The following is a 15,725-nucleotide window of genomic DNA, read 5'->3' on the forward strand; positions in this document are numbered from 1 at the left end:
TGCGGCCTTCTCGCCTGCGCGGAAGATTAATCCACGCGACGCGCCCGGCCCGGGATCTTCCACCGCTCCGGGCATGGGCGTGTCGGAGGAGGCGTCCCGGCCCGGCGGCCGGGATGCGAGACTGGGGCCATGTTGCGGATCGGCCTCACCGGAGGCATGGGAGCGGGTAAGTCCACAGTAGCGCGGACGCTGGTCGAGCTCGGGGCGGTGCTCATCGACTCCGACGCGATCGCACGCGAGGTCGTCGCCCCCGGTTCGCCGGGTCTGGCCGCGCTGGTCGAGGAGTTCGGTGCGGGCATCCTGAGCCCCGACGGCAGCCTGGACCGGCCCGCGCTGGCCGCGGTCGCCTTCGCCGATGATGCGTCGCGAGGCAAGCTCAACGCCATCACCCATCCGCTGGTCGGTGCCCGCACCGCGGAACTGATCGGCGAGGCGGCCACCGATGCCGTTGTGGTGCAGGACATTCCGCTCCTGGTCGAGAACGGGCTCGCGCCGCTGATGCAGCTCGTCGTGGTGGTCGGGGCCGAGGAACAGACCCGGCTGCGCAGGCTGGTGGAACACCGCGGCGTTGCCGAAGCGGACGCGCGAGTCAGGATCGCCGCCCAGGCCACCGACGAACAGCGCCGCGCGGTCGCGGATGTGTGGCTCGACAACAACGGTGCGCCGGAGGTGGTCGAGGCGCAGGTCCGGGAGCTGTGGGCGCGACGGTTGGTGTTGTTCGAGGCCAATCAGCGCGAGGGCATCCGGGCGCGTGCCGCCTACGTTCTCGTCACCGACCCGGAATGGGACATGCAGGCACGCAGGATCATCGCCCGGTTGCACCTGGCCTGCGGCGCGTCGGCGGTGCGTATCGATCACGTCGGTTCCACCGCTGTCCACGGACTCCCCGCCAAGGACATCATCGACATCCAGGTGACGGTGGCCGATATGGCCACGGCCGAATCGCTGACGGACGCCTTGACCGGGGCCGGGTTCCCGCTTGCCGCCCACGTGACGCACGACAATCCGAAACCGAGCCACGGCGATCCCGAGGGCACCGACCTCACCCGGTGGGGAAAACGGCTGCACGGCAATGCCGATCCGGGAAGGCCTGCCAATATCCATCTGCGCGTGCGTGATTCGCTCGGCCAGCGGTTCGCGCTCGATCTGCGCGACTGGTTGCGGGCGAACGAGAGCGCGCGCTCGGAGTATCTGGCGGTCAAGCGTGGGGCCGAGCTCGCGGCGGCGGATCTGACCGGCGACGCGGCCGGTGATGCCTACTACGTGGTGAAGGAACCGTGGTTCGACGCGGTCTATCCGGTGGTCACCGAGTGGGCAGGCGCCCACGCGTGAACCGCGTACCAATCTGTTAAACACCAATGTTTCGGAAACTGTCCGCACGCTGTCGCGCGCTGTGTAAATTGTGCGAAGTCACTACAGGGTGACTCGATTCACAGGGAAGTTGTAGCGCGTATGACAACACATCACCGTCAGTTCGGCCGTGCGGGCTTCGGCATCACCGCACTCGGCGCCGTCGCCACCAGCCTCGTGCTCGCCGCTCCGCAGGCCTCGGCCTGGGTCGGTAATCTCGGCGTGGCCGGAACCGACCACAAGGTCGGTTGCAGCTACAAGTTGACCGCGAGCGTCGAGGTCGACCGGCTGACCTCGGTGAAGTTCACCGACAACGGCGTGGATATTCCGGGCAGCCCGGTATCGCCGTCGCTGCTGTCGGGCACCGTGAGCATCACCTGGAAGCCGACCACGGCGGGCCAGCACAAGCTCGAGGCACGTCAGCTGCTGATCAGCGACTCGATCACCGTCACCGTCGGCGCGGCGGGCAGTACCGGCAGCGCGTCGTGCGGCGGTGGCCTCGCGGATCTGTTCCCGAGCCTGTCGGCCGGCTGACACCGGCTCCCCGCACCGCCGGACCCCCTACCGAGGTCCGGGCGGTCCGTCGTTTCGGCGCCAGGTCAGGGTCATCCCGAAGGTGCTCAGCCACTCCTCGAGGGAGTAGCCGTGCGCGGCGATCCCGTCGATCGCCGCGGTCGCGTGTTCGATCGCGGCCTGACACTGCACGGCGTCGAGCAGGCCGTCGGTGTGCGCGGCCAGTAGCTCGTCGACGTCGACGAGCCGGACGTCACGCCGGGTGCGGACCAGGACGTCGAGATAGTGATCGACCGAGCGCCACAGCGTCGGCGACTCCCTGGTGAACTCGCCGACATCGACATAGATGTCCTGCCATTGCTCGACGCCGGGGTTGTAGTGGAGCTTCGACGCCCGCAGCGACAGCTCCGGCAGCACCCACGATTCCAGGTAGTGGAAGTGCGCGTGATCGGAGTGGCGACCCATGTACAGGCCCCACGGCTCCACCCGATAGATCTCCACCGGCCGGACGAAGCCTTTGGGATCGGTGTTCGTCCTGGCCGCGACGTCGAAGTACTCGACCTTGGGTGGATGCACGTGCACGGTGGATGCCTGCGTCATGAGCGCAGAATCTACCGGCGCGCGCCGACCCGCGCCCGGTCGCCGGTCACATCCAGGTCAGCGTGATGTCCCGGGACCGCAACCACTGTTCGACGTCGTGGTCGTTGGCCGCCAGCCCGTCGAGCACGCGCGCGGCGCGCTCGAACGCCCGGTCGGCGAGCTCGGTGTCGACATGACCCGCGGCGTGCGCGGCGAGCAGCTCGCTCGACCCGGACAGCGTCGAGGACCGGCCGCGCCGCACCGCGATGTCGAGGAAGTAGTCGGTGGCCCGCCATCGTTTCGGCCCCACCTGGACGCACTCGACGATGTCGAGCACGTAGTCGTGGCTGCGGTGATGGCCGGGCCGGTCGTGGCTGATGGTGGCGCGAACGGCCTGGTCGGGCAGCATCCACGACTCTTGGTAGCGGCCGTGCGGCCGGTCGAGGATGCGGGCCAGATAGAGGCCCCACGGCTGCACTTCGTACCGGTCGACCGGGCGGATGAAGCCCCTGGTGTCGGTGGTGGTCAGCTCGGCGAGGTCGAAGTATTCGACCCGGGGTCTGGCAGCCGGTGAGACGGTCGTCGAAACGGGGGCCGGTGTGTGCGGGTTGCGTATCTCTCTGGCGAAATAGCCGGCGAATCCGGTTACCGCGGGAGCCGCGACGAGCAGGGGAAGCAGAACGCTCATGGCCTTGTCCTTCACCACGTCCGATGATCAGCTCAGGGTACGCCCGCCTCGGCGGATGTGGCGGGGTCGGTTCGGCGCCTCGATCGTCGAATGCCCTTGGTGCAAGGGGCTTTTCGGGCATCGCACGAGGTGCCGGGCATTCGCCGGGCTCGCTTGCGACTGCCTCGACCAGGCGGAACAGGGGTCGCCGATGGTTTGCTCGATGGTGGCTGTTGTCACATTCGCGCAGTGCCGCGACGGCATCGATGAGCAGAAGTTCACCGGAACGACCACGACGCGACCGGCGGTCATCGGCGCGGCGCGGGGTGTGGCGGACGGGCGGTGGCTCGCGGAAGCCGAAACGTGTCAGTGGTCGCGCCTAAGCTGGATCCATGGCATTCGCAACCGAGATCCCGACGGAAGGGTACGAAGAGCGGGGTCACCCGATCGCCCATTCCGAACACCGCCCCGTCGGCACGATCGAGCGCTCGGGCGCCCGATTCGAGGTGGTCAGCGAGTATTCGCCCGCCGGGGACCAGCCCGCGGCCATCGCCGAGCTCGAGCGCCGGGTGAACGCGGGGGAGAAGGACGTCGTCCTGCTCGGCGCCACCGGCACCGGTAAGTCGGCGACCACCGCGTGGCTGATCGAGAAGTTGCAGCGCCCCACGCTGGTGATGGCGCCGAACAAGACCCTGGCCGCGCAGCTGGCCAACGAGCTGCGCGAGATGCTGCCCAACAACGCGGTCGAGTACTTCGTCTCGTACTACGACTACTACCAACCCGAGGCGTACATCGCCCAGACCGATACCTACATCGAGAAGGACAGCTCGATCAACGACGACGTCGAGCGGCTGCGGCACTCGGCGACCTCGAGTCTGCTCTCGCGTCGCGATGTCGTGGTGGTCGCCTCGGTGTCGTGCATCTACGGTCTGGGCACCCCGCAGTCGTATCTGGACCGGTCGGTGCAGCTCGAGGTCGGCGGCGAGATCGACCGCGACGCGCTGCTGCGGCTGCTCGTCGACGTGCAGTACACCCGCAACGACATGTCGTTCACCCGTGGTTCCTTCCGGGTGCGCGGCGACACCGTCGAGATCATCCCGTCCTATGAGGAGCTGGCGATCCGCATCGAGTTCTTCGGTGACGAGATCGAGGCGCTCTACTACCTGCACCCGCTCACCGGTGACGTGGTGCGCCAAGTCGATTCGGCGCGCATCTTCCCGGCCACCCACTATGTGGCCGGTCCGGAACGGATGGAGCGCGCGGTCGGCGATATCGAGGCCGAATTGGCCGCGCGGCTCGAGGAATTGGAGCGTCAGGGCAAATTGCTCGAGGCGCAGCGATTGCGCATGCGCACCGAATACGACCTGGAGATGATCCGTCAGGTCGGCTTCTGCTCGGGCATCGAGAACTATTCGCGCCACATCGACGGGCGCCCGGCGGGTTCGGCGCCCGCGACGCTGCTCGACTACTTCCCCGACGACTTCCTGCTGGTGATCGACGAATCGCACGTCACGGTGCCGCAGATCGGCGGCATGTTCGAAGGCGACATGTCGCGCAAGCGCAACCTGGTCGATTTCGGTTTCCGGTTGCCGTCGGCGGTCGACAACCGGCCGCTGACCTGGGAGGAGTTCGCCGGGCGCATCGGGCAGGCGGTGTATCTGTCGGCGACACCGGGCAACTACGAGCTGGGTCAGGTCGGCGGTGAGGTGGTGGAGCAGGTCATCCGCCCGACCGGCTTGGTCGACCCGAAGGTCGTGGTCAAGCCCACCAAGGGGCAGATCGATGATCTGGTGCACGAGATCCGTGAGCGCGCGGAGCGCAACGAGCGGGTCCTGGTCACCACGCTCACCAAGAAGATGTCCGAAGACCTCACCGACTACCTGCTCGGTCTCGGTGTGAAGGTCCGCTACCTGCACTCCGAGATCGACACGCTGCGGCGCGTCGAACTGCTCCGGCAGCTACGCCTGGGCGAATACGACGTGCTCGTCGGCATCAACCTGCTGCGGGAGGGCCTCGACCTGCCCGAGGTGTCGCTGGTCGCGATCCTCGACGCCGACAAGGAAGGCTTCCTGCGGTCGAGCACCAGCCTCATCCAGACCATCGGTCGCGCGGCGCGCAACGTGTCCGGCGAAGTGCACATGTACGCGGACAAGATCACCGACTCGATGCAGCACGCCATCGAGGAGACCGATCGTCGCCGGGCCAAGCAGATCGCCTACAACACCGAAAACGGCCTCGACCCGCAGCCGCTGCGCAAGAAGATCGCCGACATCCTCGATCAGGTGTACACCGAGGCCGAGGACGAGGTGGCCGTCGGCGGATCGGGCCGCAATGCCAGCCGCGGCAGGCGCGCGCAGGGCGAACCGGGCCGGGCCAGCTCGGGGATCTACGCCGAACGCGATGTGAAGTCGATGCCACGTGCCGAATTGGCAGCCCTGGTCACCGAACTCACCGCGCAGATGATGAACGCGGCCCGCGAATTGCAGTTCGAGCTGGCGGGCCGGTTGCGCGACGAGATCGCCGACCTGAAGAAGGAGCTGCGCGGGATGGACGCCGCGGGGCTTTCGTGACCGTGCCGGCGTCGCGGCCTGTGGGCGACCCTACCTCCGAGCCGCGCGACCGATCGCGCAGCTCGGAGTCGAGGCCCCTGCGGTCGAGGATCCGGCCGGTGAGGTCGTTACGCCTGCTCGGCCATCCAGGCGGCGACACGGCGGTCGGCCTCTTCCCGCGAGACGTCCTCGACCCGGGTGATCACCGCCCAGCGGTGGCCGAAGGGGTCGATCACCACGCCGAAGCGGTCGCCGGTGACGAAGGTCTGCGGCTCCTCGGCCGCGCGGGCACCGTGGGAGAGCGCGCGGGCGATCACCGCGTCCACGTCGGGGCAGTAGTGCACCACCGAGGTGTGCACCCAGTCCTCGGGGGCGCGAACATTGTTGTCGGGGATGGGCATTCCGAGCTGCAGGGTGGAATCCCCGATGAGCAGTTCGGCGTGCGCGGGCTGTCCGTCGGGCAGATCGGCGCGGCTGAGCACCTTCGCCTCGAAGACCGCGGTGTAGAAGTCGATGGCCGCGTTTGCGTCCGGTACGGCCAGGAAACAGGTGATGGAGTGGTAGCCCTCCGGAATGGGCGCAACGGGATTGGTCATGACTACGATCCTGCGCCGACGCCGGCGGGCAGTCTTGTAAGAACGCGACAGATCGGCCGGTGATGACGGCGGCGCCGGATCCCGGTGATGTGAAAGGCATCCTGCACCCGCAGGAGCAGGCGAAACACCGGTCGCTGAACCGGCTGGGGGTCGGGCCCGCGCTGGCCGAGTTCGCGGACCGGTACTGGGCGGTGCGGTGGGATCTGCGCGGTCAGCCCAGTTATTCGGCGCAGGTGCTGTCGTTCCCGTGTGTGAACGTCACCTTCGAACGCAGCATCACCCGTACCGGCGGCTTCGTCACCGGGGTGTGCACGACGAAGTACGTGCGTGAGCTCGCCGGGCAAGGCGAGACCTTCGGTATCCGGTTCGCCCCCGGCGGTTTCGGTGCCTTCACCGGCATGGATGTCGGCGCGCTGCGCGACGATTCGGCCCCGCTGAGCGCGGTGCTGCCCGAAGCCGCGGGGCTGGCCGCCCGAGTGCTGGCCGAACAGTCCGACGAGCGCAGACGCGACGTCGTCGAGGAGTTCTTCGCGGGCCGTGGTCGCACCGACGATCCGCACTACGCGCTGGTGACCCGCATCGTCACCGCCATGGCGGACGATCCGCGGCTGACCAGGGTCGACCAGGTCACCGATCGTTTCGCCGTCCCGATCCGCACCCTGCAACGGCTGTTCCGCCGCTATGTCGGCGCAGGCCCGAAATGGGTGCTGTGCCGGTTCAGATTGCAGGACGCGGCCGACCTGCTCGCGCGCGGCCGCCCTGATCTCGCGGTACTGGCCGCCGAGCTCGGCTATTTCGACCAGGCGCATTTCAGCCGCGAATTCACCGCCGAGATCGGGATGTCGCCGATGGAATACGCGCGCAGCGCTCAGTCGGTGAGCGCGGTCCCCGCCGCAGGCTGAGCGGGCGCGTACAGACCCCAGAAGTAGGGGGTCTGAAATATCGACATTCCACCTTGGGTGCGCGGGGTTCGTCGATAGTGTCACCGCATTCGCAGCGGCCGTTGCTGCGTGGAGACGTCAGGACCTCAACAGTGACAACATCTTTCGACCGGACTTCCCGCCTCGGCGCCGCCCTCGCGACCGCGCTGGCCGCCACGGCTCTGCTCGCGCCGGGCGCGCACGCGGACATCTCGGATGGCCAGCGGGTCAGTGTGTCGAGCTCCGATCCGAAGGCCGGCTGTTCCTACACGGTGGTCGCGGTGAACGTCGTCGGCTACAGCTCGGGCCACGCCGGCGCACCGGTGACCTTCTACGACAACGGTGTCGTGATCGACACGGTGGCGGTCCCGGCGATCGGCGAGACCAAGACCTCCTGGCGCCCCGCTGCCGCCGGCTCGCACCAGCTGACGGCGAAAGTCGACAGCTATCTCAACAGCTGGTGGATCACCCCCGCTACGGTGACCGTGGCGGCGAATACCGGCACCGGCAGCGCGGCATGTGGGTTCCCGAGTTTCTCCGGTTGATGTGATCAAAGTCCCAGCCGCACTACGGCGTTGATCGTGTTGTGATAGGCCACAATTTATTCGAACCGCGGTCTTGTTGCCGCAGGTGAATCTTCTCGACTGTTGCGAAAGCCACCGTGACATCGGGCAGGAGCGCCAACACTCCCGGTGTGATCTGTTGCGATTTCTGATAAATCGGCCTGATTTGGCGTTAGGGTCGAGCCAATTGCCGCGCTGACGCTCGATTCCCGGGTGGTTCGGCGCTGGCACCGACCAGTTGGAGGAGAGATGACCGCCTACCGGACCATTGTCGTCGGTACTGATGGCTCGGATTCGTCGTACGTGGCGGTGGAGAAGGCCGCGGCGCTCGCCGGGGACGCTGAGGCAACTCTCGTGCTGGCCTGCGCCTACTTCCCGACCGACGACCGCGACGTCGCCGCCGCCGCCGATGTGCTCAAGGACGAGGCCTACCAGGTCCGTGGCTCGGCCCCGACCAACGAGATCCTGCACGTTGCCCGGGAAAAGGCCCTGGCCGCCGGTGCGAAGAACATCGTCGATCGCGCGATCGTCGGCGAGCCGGTCGATTCGCTGCTCGACCTCGTCAACGAGGTGGACGCCGACCTGCTCGTCGTCGGCAACCGAGGCCTCAACACCCTCACCGGCCGCCTGCTCGGCTCCGTCCCCTCGGACGTGGCCCGCAAGTCCCGTTCGGACGTGCTGATCGTGCACACCGTCCGCTAGTTCGACGACGAAGGCCCCTGACCGACTGTGGTCAGGGGCCTTCGTCGCGTCTCAGGCCGGTTCGAGCGCGGACAGCGCCTCGGGGAGGTCCTCGGTGTGCACCACGGCCAGTCGCTGGGTCGCACGGGTCAGCGCGACGTACAGGTCGTTGAGGCCGCGCGGGGACTCGTCCAGGATGGCCTGTGGCTCCACCAGGTACACGCGGTCGAATTCGAGGCCCTTCGCGTCGTGGACGGTGAGCACCTGCACGAATTCGCCTGCCAGCGAAGACAATTCGGGCACCAGGGCCGCGGGGGCGAGGACCGCGGAGGTACCGGGTCCGTTCTCGGCTTCGAGTAATCGGGCCACCTCGCCCACGACTTCCGCGGACAGCACCCGGTAGGCGCGTGGGGGATGGCCGGTCTCGCGAACCGAACGCGGCACCTTGGTACCCGGATCGATCTCGGCGAGCACATCGGCCGCGACCGCCATGATCTCGGCGGGGGTGCGGTAGTTCACCGTGAGCTCGGTGAGCTTCCAGCGTTGTGCCACATACGGTTCGAGCACCTGCTGCCAGGACGACGCGCCGGCCGGATCACCGGTCTGGGCCACATCGCCGACAACGGTTATCCAGCGATTGGGGATGCGCCGCATCACCATGCGCCACGCCATCTCCGAAAGCTCCTGCGCCTCGTCGACGATCACGTGACCATAGGTCCAGGTCCGGTCGCCCGCGGCGCGTTCGGCGGTGGTCTGGCGGTTGCCGAATTCCTGGCGCTGGGCCAGCTGGGAGGCGTCGATCAGGTCGTAGGCCATCAGGATCTCGGGATCGAGTTCGTCCTCGATGTCCTGCGGGGCGGAACCGGTGAGGATGTCGAGGGCATCCTGGGCCTCCTCGATCTGGGCCCTCCACCGGCGACGCGAGCGTTCGCGTTCCTCGGTGTCGTCGACGCCGAGCAGCTCGGCCAGCTCGTCGAGCAGCGGGGCATCGGCCGCGCCGAAGGTGCCGTCGTCGGCGCGCACCAGCTCGGCGCGGTCGCCGGGGCTCAGCGTCTTGGCGGCGCGCTCGAGCCGGGCCGGGTCGGCGAGCAGGTCGGCGAGCACGTCCTGGGGTGACAGCACCGGCCACAGCGCGCTGATCGCGGCCTGCACGTGCGGGTCGGCCCGCATCTCGTCGCCGATCTCGCTGAGGTCGGCGGAGCTGAGCAGGCTCGTACCGCCGGACAGGTCGGCGCCCATCGTGGCGGCGAGCTGATCGGTGAGCGCGTCGATCACCGACGACGCGAAGATCGGCCTGGCCAGGTTGTGCGGGCGTCGCGAGGAGCGGGCCCGCCCGCGCGCCCTGGTCGCGATCTTGCGGTCCAGCGTCACCGGATAGCCGTCGAAAGCCAGCCGCACCGGCTCCGACGGCACTTCCTGACGGTCGCGCACCGCCTGCTTGAGCACCTCGAGCATGTCCAGGGAGCCCTTGATCTCCCCGGCACGCAGCGAATCCTCGCGCACCGCCTTCACGCCCGGGTACAGGTCGCCGATGGTCGACAGCAGCACGCCGGTCTCGCCGAGGGAGGGCAGCACCTGGCCGATGTAGTCGAGGAAGGTGGCGTTCGGGCCGATGATCAGCACGCCGCTCTTGGCCAGCTGCTGCCGGTAGGTGTAGAGCAGGAACGCCGCGCGATGCAGCGCGACCGCGGTCTTGCCGGTGCCCGGCCCACCCTGCACCACGAGCACGCTCTTGTGCTCGGAGCGGATGATCGCGTCCTGCTCGCTCTGGATCGTCTCGACGATGTCGTTCATGTGCCCGGTGCGGGCGGCGTTGAGCGCCGAGAGCAGCGCGCTCTCGCCACCGACGCCGTCGTCGGTGCCGACCACGCCGTCACGCTCGGCGGCATCGAGATCGAGGTACTCGTCGTTGATCGCGGTCACCGCGCGGTTGCGCGAGCGGATGTGCCTGCGCCGGGTGACGTTCTCGGGATTGGCGGTGGTGGCCAGGTAGAACGGGCGGGCCAGCGGAGCGCGCCAGTCGAGCAGCAGCGGCTCGTAGTCGTTGTCCTCGTCGAGGATGCCGAGCCTGCCGATGTAGCGCGCCGCGTCCTCGGTGCCTTCCAGATCGATCCGGCCGAAGCACAGGCCGTGCTCGGCCGCGTCGTACTTGGACAGGTCCTCGTTGTAGAGCTGGGTGAAGGACTCGCGCTCACTGCGCGCCTGCGGCGTGCCACCGGATTCGAGGAGCACGGTCTTGAGCCGGTTCTGCGCGTAGTCGCGCATGCCGTCGAGCCGGTCGTAGAGCACCGAGAGGTACTGCTGCTCCTGTTCGATCTCGCTGTTGTGCGCGGCCGGGGAGGCGTCGGCGAGGCGGTCGGGCAAAACAGGACTCCTTTGTCACCGCGTTGAGAACAGAGTTGTCGAGTCTACGTGTCCGCGGGCAGGGCCGCCGCGACCGGGAAGACTTCGTCGCCGAGGACCGGGGTGAAGTGCTCGACCACCGGGAAAGGCTCGTAGAAGTGGTGCAACAGCGCACGCCAGCGCTGATATTCCGGTGACTCACGGAATCCCACCGTGTGGTCGGTCAGTCGCTCCCAGCGCACCAGCAACAGGAAGCAGTCGGGTCGCTCGACACAGCGCGACAACGACAACCCGCCGAAGCCCGGCATTCCCGCGATGATCGGATACGCCTGCGCGAAGGCCGCCTCGAAGGCGGCGGCGGCGCCGGGGCGAACGGGTAACAGCGCGTGTTCGACGATCACGCCGACCAGTCTGTCAGGAGGCGTGGGTGTTGTTCGAGCGTCGATTCTGACCGAGACCGAGCTCACGATGGGCCGCCGGCTTGTCGCGGTACATCGCCAGGTCGGCGTCGTGCAGCACGGCCTCGGGCGTGCGGCGTTCGTGCGGGCCGAGTTCGGTGATGCCGACCGAGGCGCTCACCTCGAGTCGGTGACCGCTGGCGATGATCGGTTCCGCCATTCTCACGCGCAGGCGCTCCACCAGCGCGGGCAGGTCGGTGCGCTGCGGATGACCCGCCAGCAGCACCAGGAATTCGTCGCCACCCAGCCGCCCGACCAGGTCTTCGTTGCGCAGTGCCTGTTGCAGCCGCTGGGCGACGATCTGTAACACCGTGTCGCCGATGGCGTGCCCGAGGGTGTCGTTGATCGCTTTGAAGCCGTCGAGGTCGATGAACAGCACCGTGGTGACCAGTGTGCCGCCGTCGTCGGCCAGCGCCGCGGACAGCTGCGAGAGGATCAGGGAACGATTCGCGAGCCCGGTCAGCGCGTCGTGGGTGGCCTGGTACTCGAGCTGGCGCCGACTGGCTCGGTACTCGGTGATGTCGGAGAACGAGGACACCCCGGACGAATCCGGGCTGTCCGGGTTGAGCAACCGGCAGTTGCACGACACCCACACCTGGTGCCCGTCGGCGCGCTCGACACCGAAGACGAATCCGGTGACCACCTCGCCGGTCGCGAGGGTGTGCGCCATCGGATGCTTACCCGGCGGCAACGGCTGCCCATCGCGGTCGACCATCGTGAGCGGCAGGTCATCGATGAGGCGCCCGAGGATCTGCCCGCCCTCCTCGATGCCGAGAATGCGTCTGCCCGCCGGGTTGATCGACTCGAGGCGACCCCGCCGATCGACGACGAGTACACCCTCCTCGAGCTGGGACACCACGGTCGTGAAGTACGCTTCCGCCTGCCGGGCCGACGCCTCGGCGGCCCGCTGCGCGGTGAGATCGTGCACGACCACCTGGAACGCGAGCTTCTCCTTCCACACCGTGAGCACCGACACGGTCTGGACCGGCACTGTCCGCCCGTCCACCCGGATGAGGTCCATGTCGGTGGGCGGGGAGGCCGAACCCTCGGCGGTGAGCTGATCGATCCGGTCGAGCATGGCCGCGACGGAATCGGGATGGACGAAGACGGTGATCGACAAGCCGAGGAGGTCGTCGGCCGAATCCGCGCCGAGCAGACGAACCATCGCCGGATTGACGTAGACGATCGTCCCGGACTCGTGCACACAGATGGCATCGGGGGTGTGTTCGACCAGCGACCGGTAGCGCTGCGCGAGCTGCTCGGCGCTCGCCGCGTCGGTCCTTCCTTCTCCCACTGCGAAACCCCCGATCTCGGCCTGGTCTGCGAACGGCATACCGGACTAGTCTGGTGATCCTTCATGAAGATCCGCGAGGAGCGATGTGACACTGGATGTGCTCACGGGCGGCATGACCCACCGCCTCGATTCTATGTCGATCGCCGGGATCGGTGTTGTCTCCGGTTACGGGTGGGGTCGCGAACACCTGTGGCAGGGACTGATGGGGTGCAAACCGGCTGCCCGTTTGTACCCCGGTTACGGGCCCGGACGTGATCAGCACGCCTGGGTTGGGCGGATCGGCGACGGTGGTGACCCGGCGTACGGCACCGGGCTGTTCGGGCGTGCCGTGTTCGCCGTGGCCGCCGAGGCGATCGCCGACGCACGGGAACGCGGGTGGCGCCGGGAGGGACGCACCGTCGGCCTCGTCCACGCGTTCACCCTGGGCGACGTCGCCGATTGGCGCGATTTCTACCGCCATGACGAAGGCCACCGGCGCTCGCGCGACTATCTGCGGATGCTGCCGTCGACACCCATCTCGGTGGTGATGCAGGAGTTCGGTTTTCACGGACCCGCGATGAACGTGTCGGCGGCGTGTAGTTCGGGCAATGCCGCCCTGCTGACGGCGAAGATGTGGCGTGACGCGGGTCTGGTCGATGACGTGTTGTGCATCACCACCGACCTGTCGGCCACCCCGGACATGCTCGAACATTTCGTCGGTCTGGGTGCCGCGATCGCCGATGCCGACCCGTTCACCGCCTGCAGGCCCTTTCAGGAAGGCACCCTCGGTTTCACCATGGCCGAGGCGTCGGTGGCGCTGCTGCTCACCGACGCGATCGAGCAGCCCTATGCGCGACTGCTCGGCGGCGCGATGACCAACGACGCCTTCCATGTCGTCTCGGTCGATCCCGGCCACGCCCAGATCATCGCCTGCGTCCGGCGCGCACTGGCCGACGCCGGAATCGATGCCGGCGACGTGGCGTACTACAACGCGCACGGCACCGGGACCAAGCAGTGCGATGCCGCCGAACGCGATGTGCTGAGCACCGTCTTCGACGACCGGCCCGCCGTCGCCGCGCTCAAACCGCTGACCGGGCACTGTCAGGGCGCCTGCGCGGCAGTCGAAGTCGCCACGATCGCCCTGTCCTACGAGCGCGGCCGGGTCGCGTCGGCGCCGATCGTGGCCCCCGCGCACCCGCGACTGCTCAACGGCCCGACCCCGCTGCTCGCGGGCCCGACGCTGAAACTGTCGATGGGAATGGGCGGCAACAACGCCGCCGTGGTCCTGGCCCCGGCCTGACTCAATCCTCGCCCGGCTCGGGTCCGGCGGCGAGGGCGAACCCGCCGGTCGCCGGCGCGTCCTGGGGCAGTGGCACCGCCCAGCGCAGCTGTGTGCCCGACATCTCGGGGTGGTTGCCGTCGGCGTCGGGGCGTTTGGCCGGACCGACCTCGAAGTAGCCGCCCGCCTCCTGCGCGCGCTGCTCGAGATTGCGCAGCCCGCTGCGGATGACGTGGTTCGGAATGCCCCAGCCGTTGTCGGACACCGTGATCACCAGATCGTCGGCCACCTCGATCACGATGGCCACGGTGTCGGCGCCGGAATGGCGCACCGCGTTGCTCACCGCCTCGCGCACCACCGCCTCGGCGTGGTCGGCCAGCTGCGGATCGAGCACCGACAGCGGACCCGATACCTGGATCGTCGCGCGCAGGGCGATGTCGGAGGTCTGGCGCCGGATCGCCACCTCGAGGCGCTGCTGCAGCCCTTCGCTGTGGCCGGAGCCGCTGGCATGCAGATCGAAGATGGAGGTGCGGATCTCCTGCACCACTTCCTGCAGATCCATGATCACTGTCGAAAGCCGTTGCCGCACTTCGGGAACCACCGCCTTGGGCAGGGTTGCCTGCACGGTGAGGCCGATCGCGAACAGTCGCTGGATCACGTGGTCGTGCAGGTCGCGCGCGATCCGATCGCGGTCGGCGACCAGGTCGAGTTCGCGCATCCGCTGCTGGGCGTCGGCCAGCCGCACCGCCAGCGCGGCTTGATCGCAGAATGCCGCCGTCAGCTCGAGCATCTCATCGGAATACGGCGCGAAACCCGGCGGCCGGAACGTCACCAGGACGCCGAGGGTGGCATCGGGGGTGCACAGCGGCAGGACGAGAGCCGGTCCGGCGCCGGGTAATTCGGCCACGGGGAACTCGACGCCCAGCGACACCTTCGACACGTCGTCGAAGCGCAGTGGCGTCCGTCTGCTGAAGGCGTCGCCCACCACCGTTCCCGCGATCGGGATGGTCTGCCAGTCCTGGCCCGCATCAGGTCCGGTCCACTGTGTGACCACCAATTCGCTGATCTCGCCGGGCAATTCGTCGGGCACCGGCACCGAGGCGAGGAACGCCTGATGCGATCCGGTGAGCCCGCGCGCGTGATCGACCACATGGCCGAGCACCCGATCGGATTCGGTACCGGCCAGGAATTCCGTCGCGATATCGCGGGTCGCCTCGATCCACGCCTGCCGGGTGCGGGCCTGCTCGTAGAGTCGCGCGTTGTCGACCGCGATCCCCGCGGCGGCCGCCAGCGCCAGCACCAGGACTTCGTCTTCCTCGGTGAACGGCTGGCCGTCGGACTTCTCGGTCAGATAGAGACTGCCGAACACCTCGTCCCGAATGCGTACGGGCACACCGAGGAACGTGTGCATCGGCGGATGTCCCGCGGGAAACCCGATCGAGGATTCGTGCTGGGTGAGATCGGCCAGCCGCAGCGGCGCCTTGTGTGCGAACACCGCGCCGAGTACGCCGTGGCCCGCGGGTAATCGCTGGATCCGGTCGCGGATCTGATCCGGCATGCCCTCGTCGATGAACTGCGCGACCTGCTGATCGTGGCCGCGCACCGCCAGCGCGCCGTAGCGGGCGTCGACCAGGTTCATCGCGGTCCGCACGATGGTGCGCAGGGTTTCGTCCGGGTCCAGACCCGCGGTGACCGTGAGCATGGCCTCGACGAGGCCGTCCATCCGATCGCGCGAACCGATCATCACTTCGACCCGATCGGCGACCTCGCCGAGCAGGCTGCGCAACATCTGCCGCGACACCGTCTGGTCAGCCGAATAGCGGCCGCCCCGACCGTCATTCGCCATCGCAGTACCCCGTCTTCGCAGCTCCTGGAGTGAGTCCGAACAAGTCTAGTCGGCAATGAGGGGACTTTCGGCCCTTCACTCGCACCGGTGGTAATGGTGGCATTGGGC

General features: G+C 68.1%; 14 protein-coding genes. 7 read left to right on the forward strand and 7 right to left on the reverse strand.

The annotated features are described in order from the left end of the window. Positions 1 to 129 precede the first annotated feature (129 nt). Both coaE and ACFWFP_RS27660 read left to right on the forward strand, forming a co-directional pair. A complete protein-coding gene (gene coaE, locus ACFWFP_RS27655; RefSeq protein WP_379299745.1) occupies positions 130 to 1,332 on the forward strand; it encodes a dephospho-CoA kinase in 1,203 nt (400 codons plus the stop codon). Positions 1,333 to 1,452: 120 nt separating this feature from the next. After that, on the forward strand, positions 1,453 to 1,884 hold the full coding sequence (locus tag ACFWFP_RS27660; RefSeq protein WP_379299747.1) for a hypothetical protein: 432 nt from the start codon (positions 1,453 to 1,455) through the stop codon (positions 1,882 to 1,884). Between the two features lie 27 nt (positions 1,885 to 1,911). On the opposite strand, the gene ACFWFP_RS27665 is transcribed toward ACFWFP_RS27660, so the two are convergent. Both ACFWFP_RS27665 and ACFWFP_RS27670 read right to left on the reverse strand, forming a co-directional pair. Then, positions 1,912 to 2,463, reverse strand: a complete 552-nt coding sequence (locus ACFWFP_RS27665) for a DUF402 domain-containing protein (protein ID WP_379299749.1) — start codon at positions 2,461 to 2,463, stop codon at positions 1,912 to 1,914. A gap of 46 nt (positions 2,464 to 2,509) precedes the next feature. Further along, positions 2,510 to 3,130, reverse strand: a complete 621-nt coding sequence (locus ACFWFP_RS27670) for a DUF402 domain-containing protein (RefSeq protein ID WP_379299751.1) — start codon at positions 3,128 to 3,130, stop codon at positions 2,510 to 2,512. Between the two features lie 371 nt (positions 3,131 to 3,501). On the opposite strand from ACFWFP_RS27670, the gene uvrB reads away from it, so the two are divergent. After that, a complete protein-coding gene (uvrB, locus tag ACFWFP_RS27675) occupies positions 3,502 to 5,679 on the forward strand; it encodes an excinuclease ABC subunit UvrB (protein WP_379299753.1) in 2,178 nt (725 codons plus the stop codon). 107 nt (positions 5,680 to 5,786) lie between these two features. Here the strand turns inward: uvrB and ACFWFP_RS27680 are convergent, their stop codons facing one another. Beyond that, positions 5,787 to 6,254 (reverse strand): VOC family protein, encoded by a 468-nt coding sequence (locus ACFWFP_RS27680; RefSeq protein WP_379299755.1) that lies wholly within the window; start codon positions 6,252 to 6,254, stop codon positions 5,787 to 5,789. Between the two features lie 62 nt (positions 6,255 to 6,316). On the opposite strand from ACFWFP_RS27680, the gene ACFWFP_RS27685 reads away from it, so the two are divergent. From ACFWFP_RS27685 to ACFWFP_RS27695, 3 genes are all read left to right on the forward strand, one after another. Continuing rightward, positions 6,317 to 7,156: a DUF6597 domain-containing transcriptional factor gene (locus ACFWFP_RS27685; protein ID WP_379299853.1), complete on the forward strand. Its 840-nt coding sequence runs from the start codon at positions 6,317 to 6,319 to the stop codon at positions 7,154 to 7,156. 131 nt (positions 7,157 to 7,287) lie between these two features. Next, a complete protein-coding gene (locus ACFWFP_RS27690; RefSeq protein ID WP_379299757.1) occupies positions 7,288 to 7,719 on the forward strand; it encodes a hypothetical protein in 432 nt (143 codons plus the stop codon). 267 nt (positions 7,720 to 7,986) lie between these two features. Continuing rightward, a complete protein-coding gene (locus ACFWFP_RS27695; protein ID WP_378661184.1) occupies positions 7,987 to 8,439 on the forward strand; it encodes a universal stress protein in 453 nt (150 codons plus the stop codon). Between the two features lie 51 nt (positions 8,440 to 8,490). On the opposite strand, the gene ACFWFP_RS27700 is transcribed toward ACFWFP_RS27695, so the two are convergent. The 3 genes from ACFWFP_RS27700 to ACFWFP_RS27710 are packed head-to-tail and all read right to left on the reverse strand — an operon-like array spanning position 8,491 to position 12,552. Further along, positions 8,491 to 10,782 (reverse strand): HelD family protein, encoded by a 2,292-nt coding sequence (locus ACFWFP_RS27700; RefSeq protein ID WP_379299758.1) that lies wholly within the window; start codon positions 10,780 to 10,782, stop codon positions 8,491 to 8,493. 44 nt (positions 10,783 to 10,826) lie between these two features. Further along, positions 10,827 to 11,162 (reverse strand): antibiotic biosynthesis monooxygenase family protein, encoded by a 336-nt coding sequence (locus tag ACFWFP_RS27705; protein WP_379299760.1) that lies wholly within the window; start codon positions 11,160 to 11,162, stop codon positions 10,827 to 10,829. 13 nt (positions 11,163 to 11,175) lie between these two features. Next, the gene (locus ACFWFP_RS27710; protein ID WP_379299762.1) at positions 11,176 to 12,552 is read right to left on the reverse strand and encodes a diguanylate cyclase domain-containing protein; all 1,377 of its coding nucleotides are present in this window, start codon (positions 12,550 to 12,552) and stop codon (positions 11,176 to 11,178) included. 94 nt (positions 12,553 to 12,646) lie between these two features. Between ACFWFP_RS27710 and ACFWFP_RS27715 the strand changes: the two genes are divergently transcribed. Next, on the forward strand, positions 12,647 to 13,792 hold the full coding sequence (locus tag ACFWFP_RS27715) for a beta-ketoacyl synthase N-terminal-like domain-containing protein (RefSeq protein WP_379299855.1): 1,146 nt from the start codon (positions 12,647 to 12,649) through the stop codon (positions 13,790 to 13,792). Between the two features lies 1 nt (position 13,793). Here the strand turns inward: ACFWFP_RS27715 and ACFWFP_RS27720 are convergent, their stop codons facing one another. After that, entirely contained in the window at positions 13,794 to 15,617 is a 1,824-nt protein-coding gene (locus tag ACFWFP_RS27720; RefSeq protein ID WP_379299764.1) for a GAF domain-containing protein, read from the reverse strand. Positions 15,618 to 15,725: the final 108 nt, after the last annotated feature.

The organism is Nocardia sp. NPDC060249 (assembly GCF_042728755.1).
Classification (GTDB): domain Bacteria; phylum Actinomycetota; class Actinomycetes; order Mycobacteriales; family Mycobacteriaceae; genus Nocardia.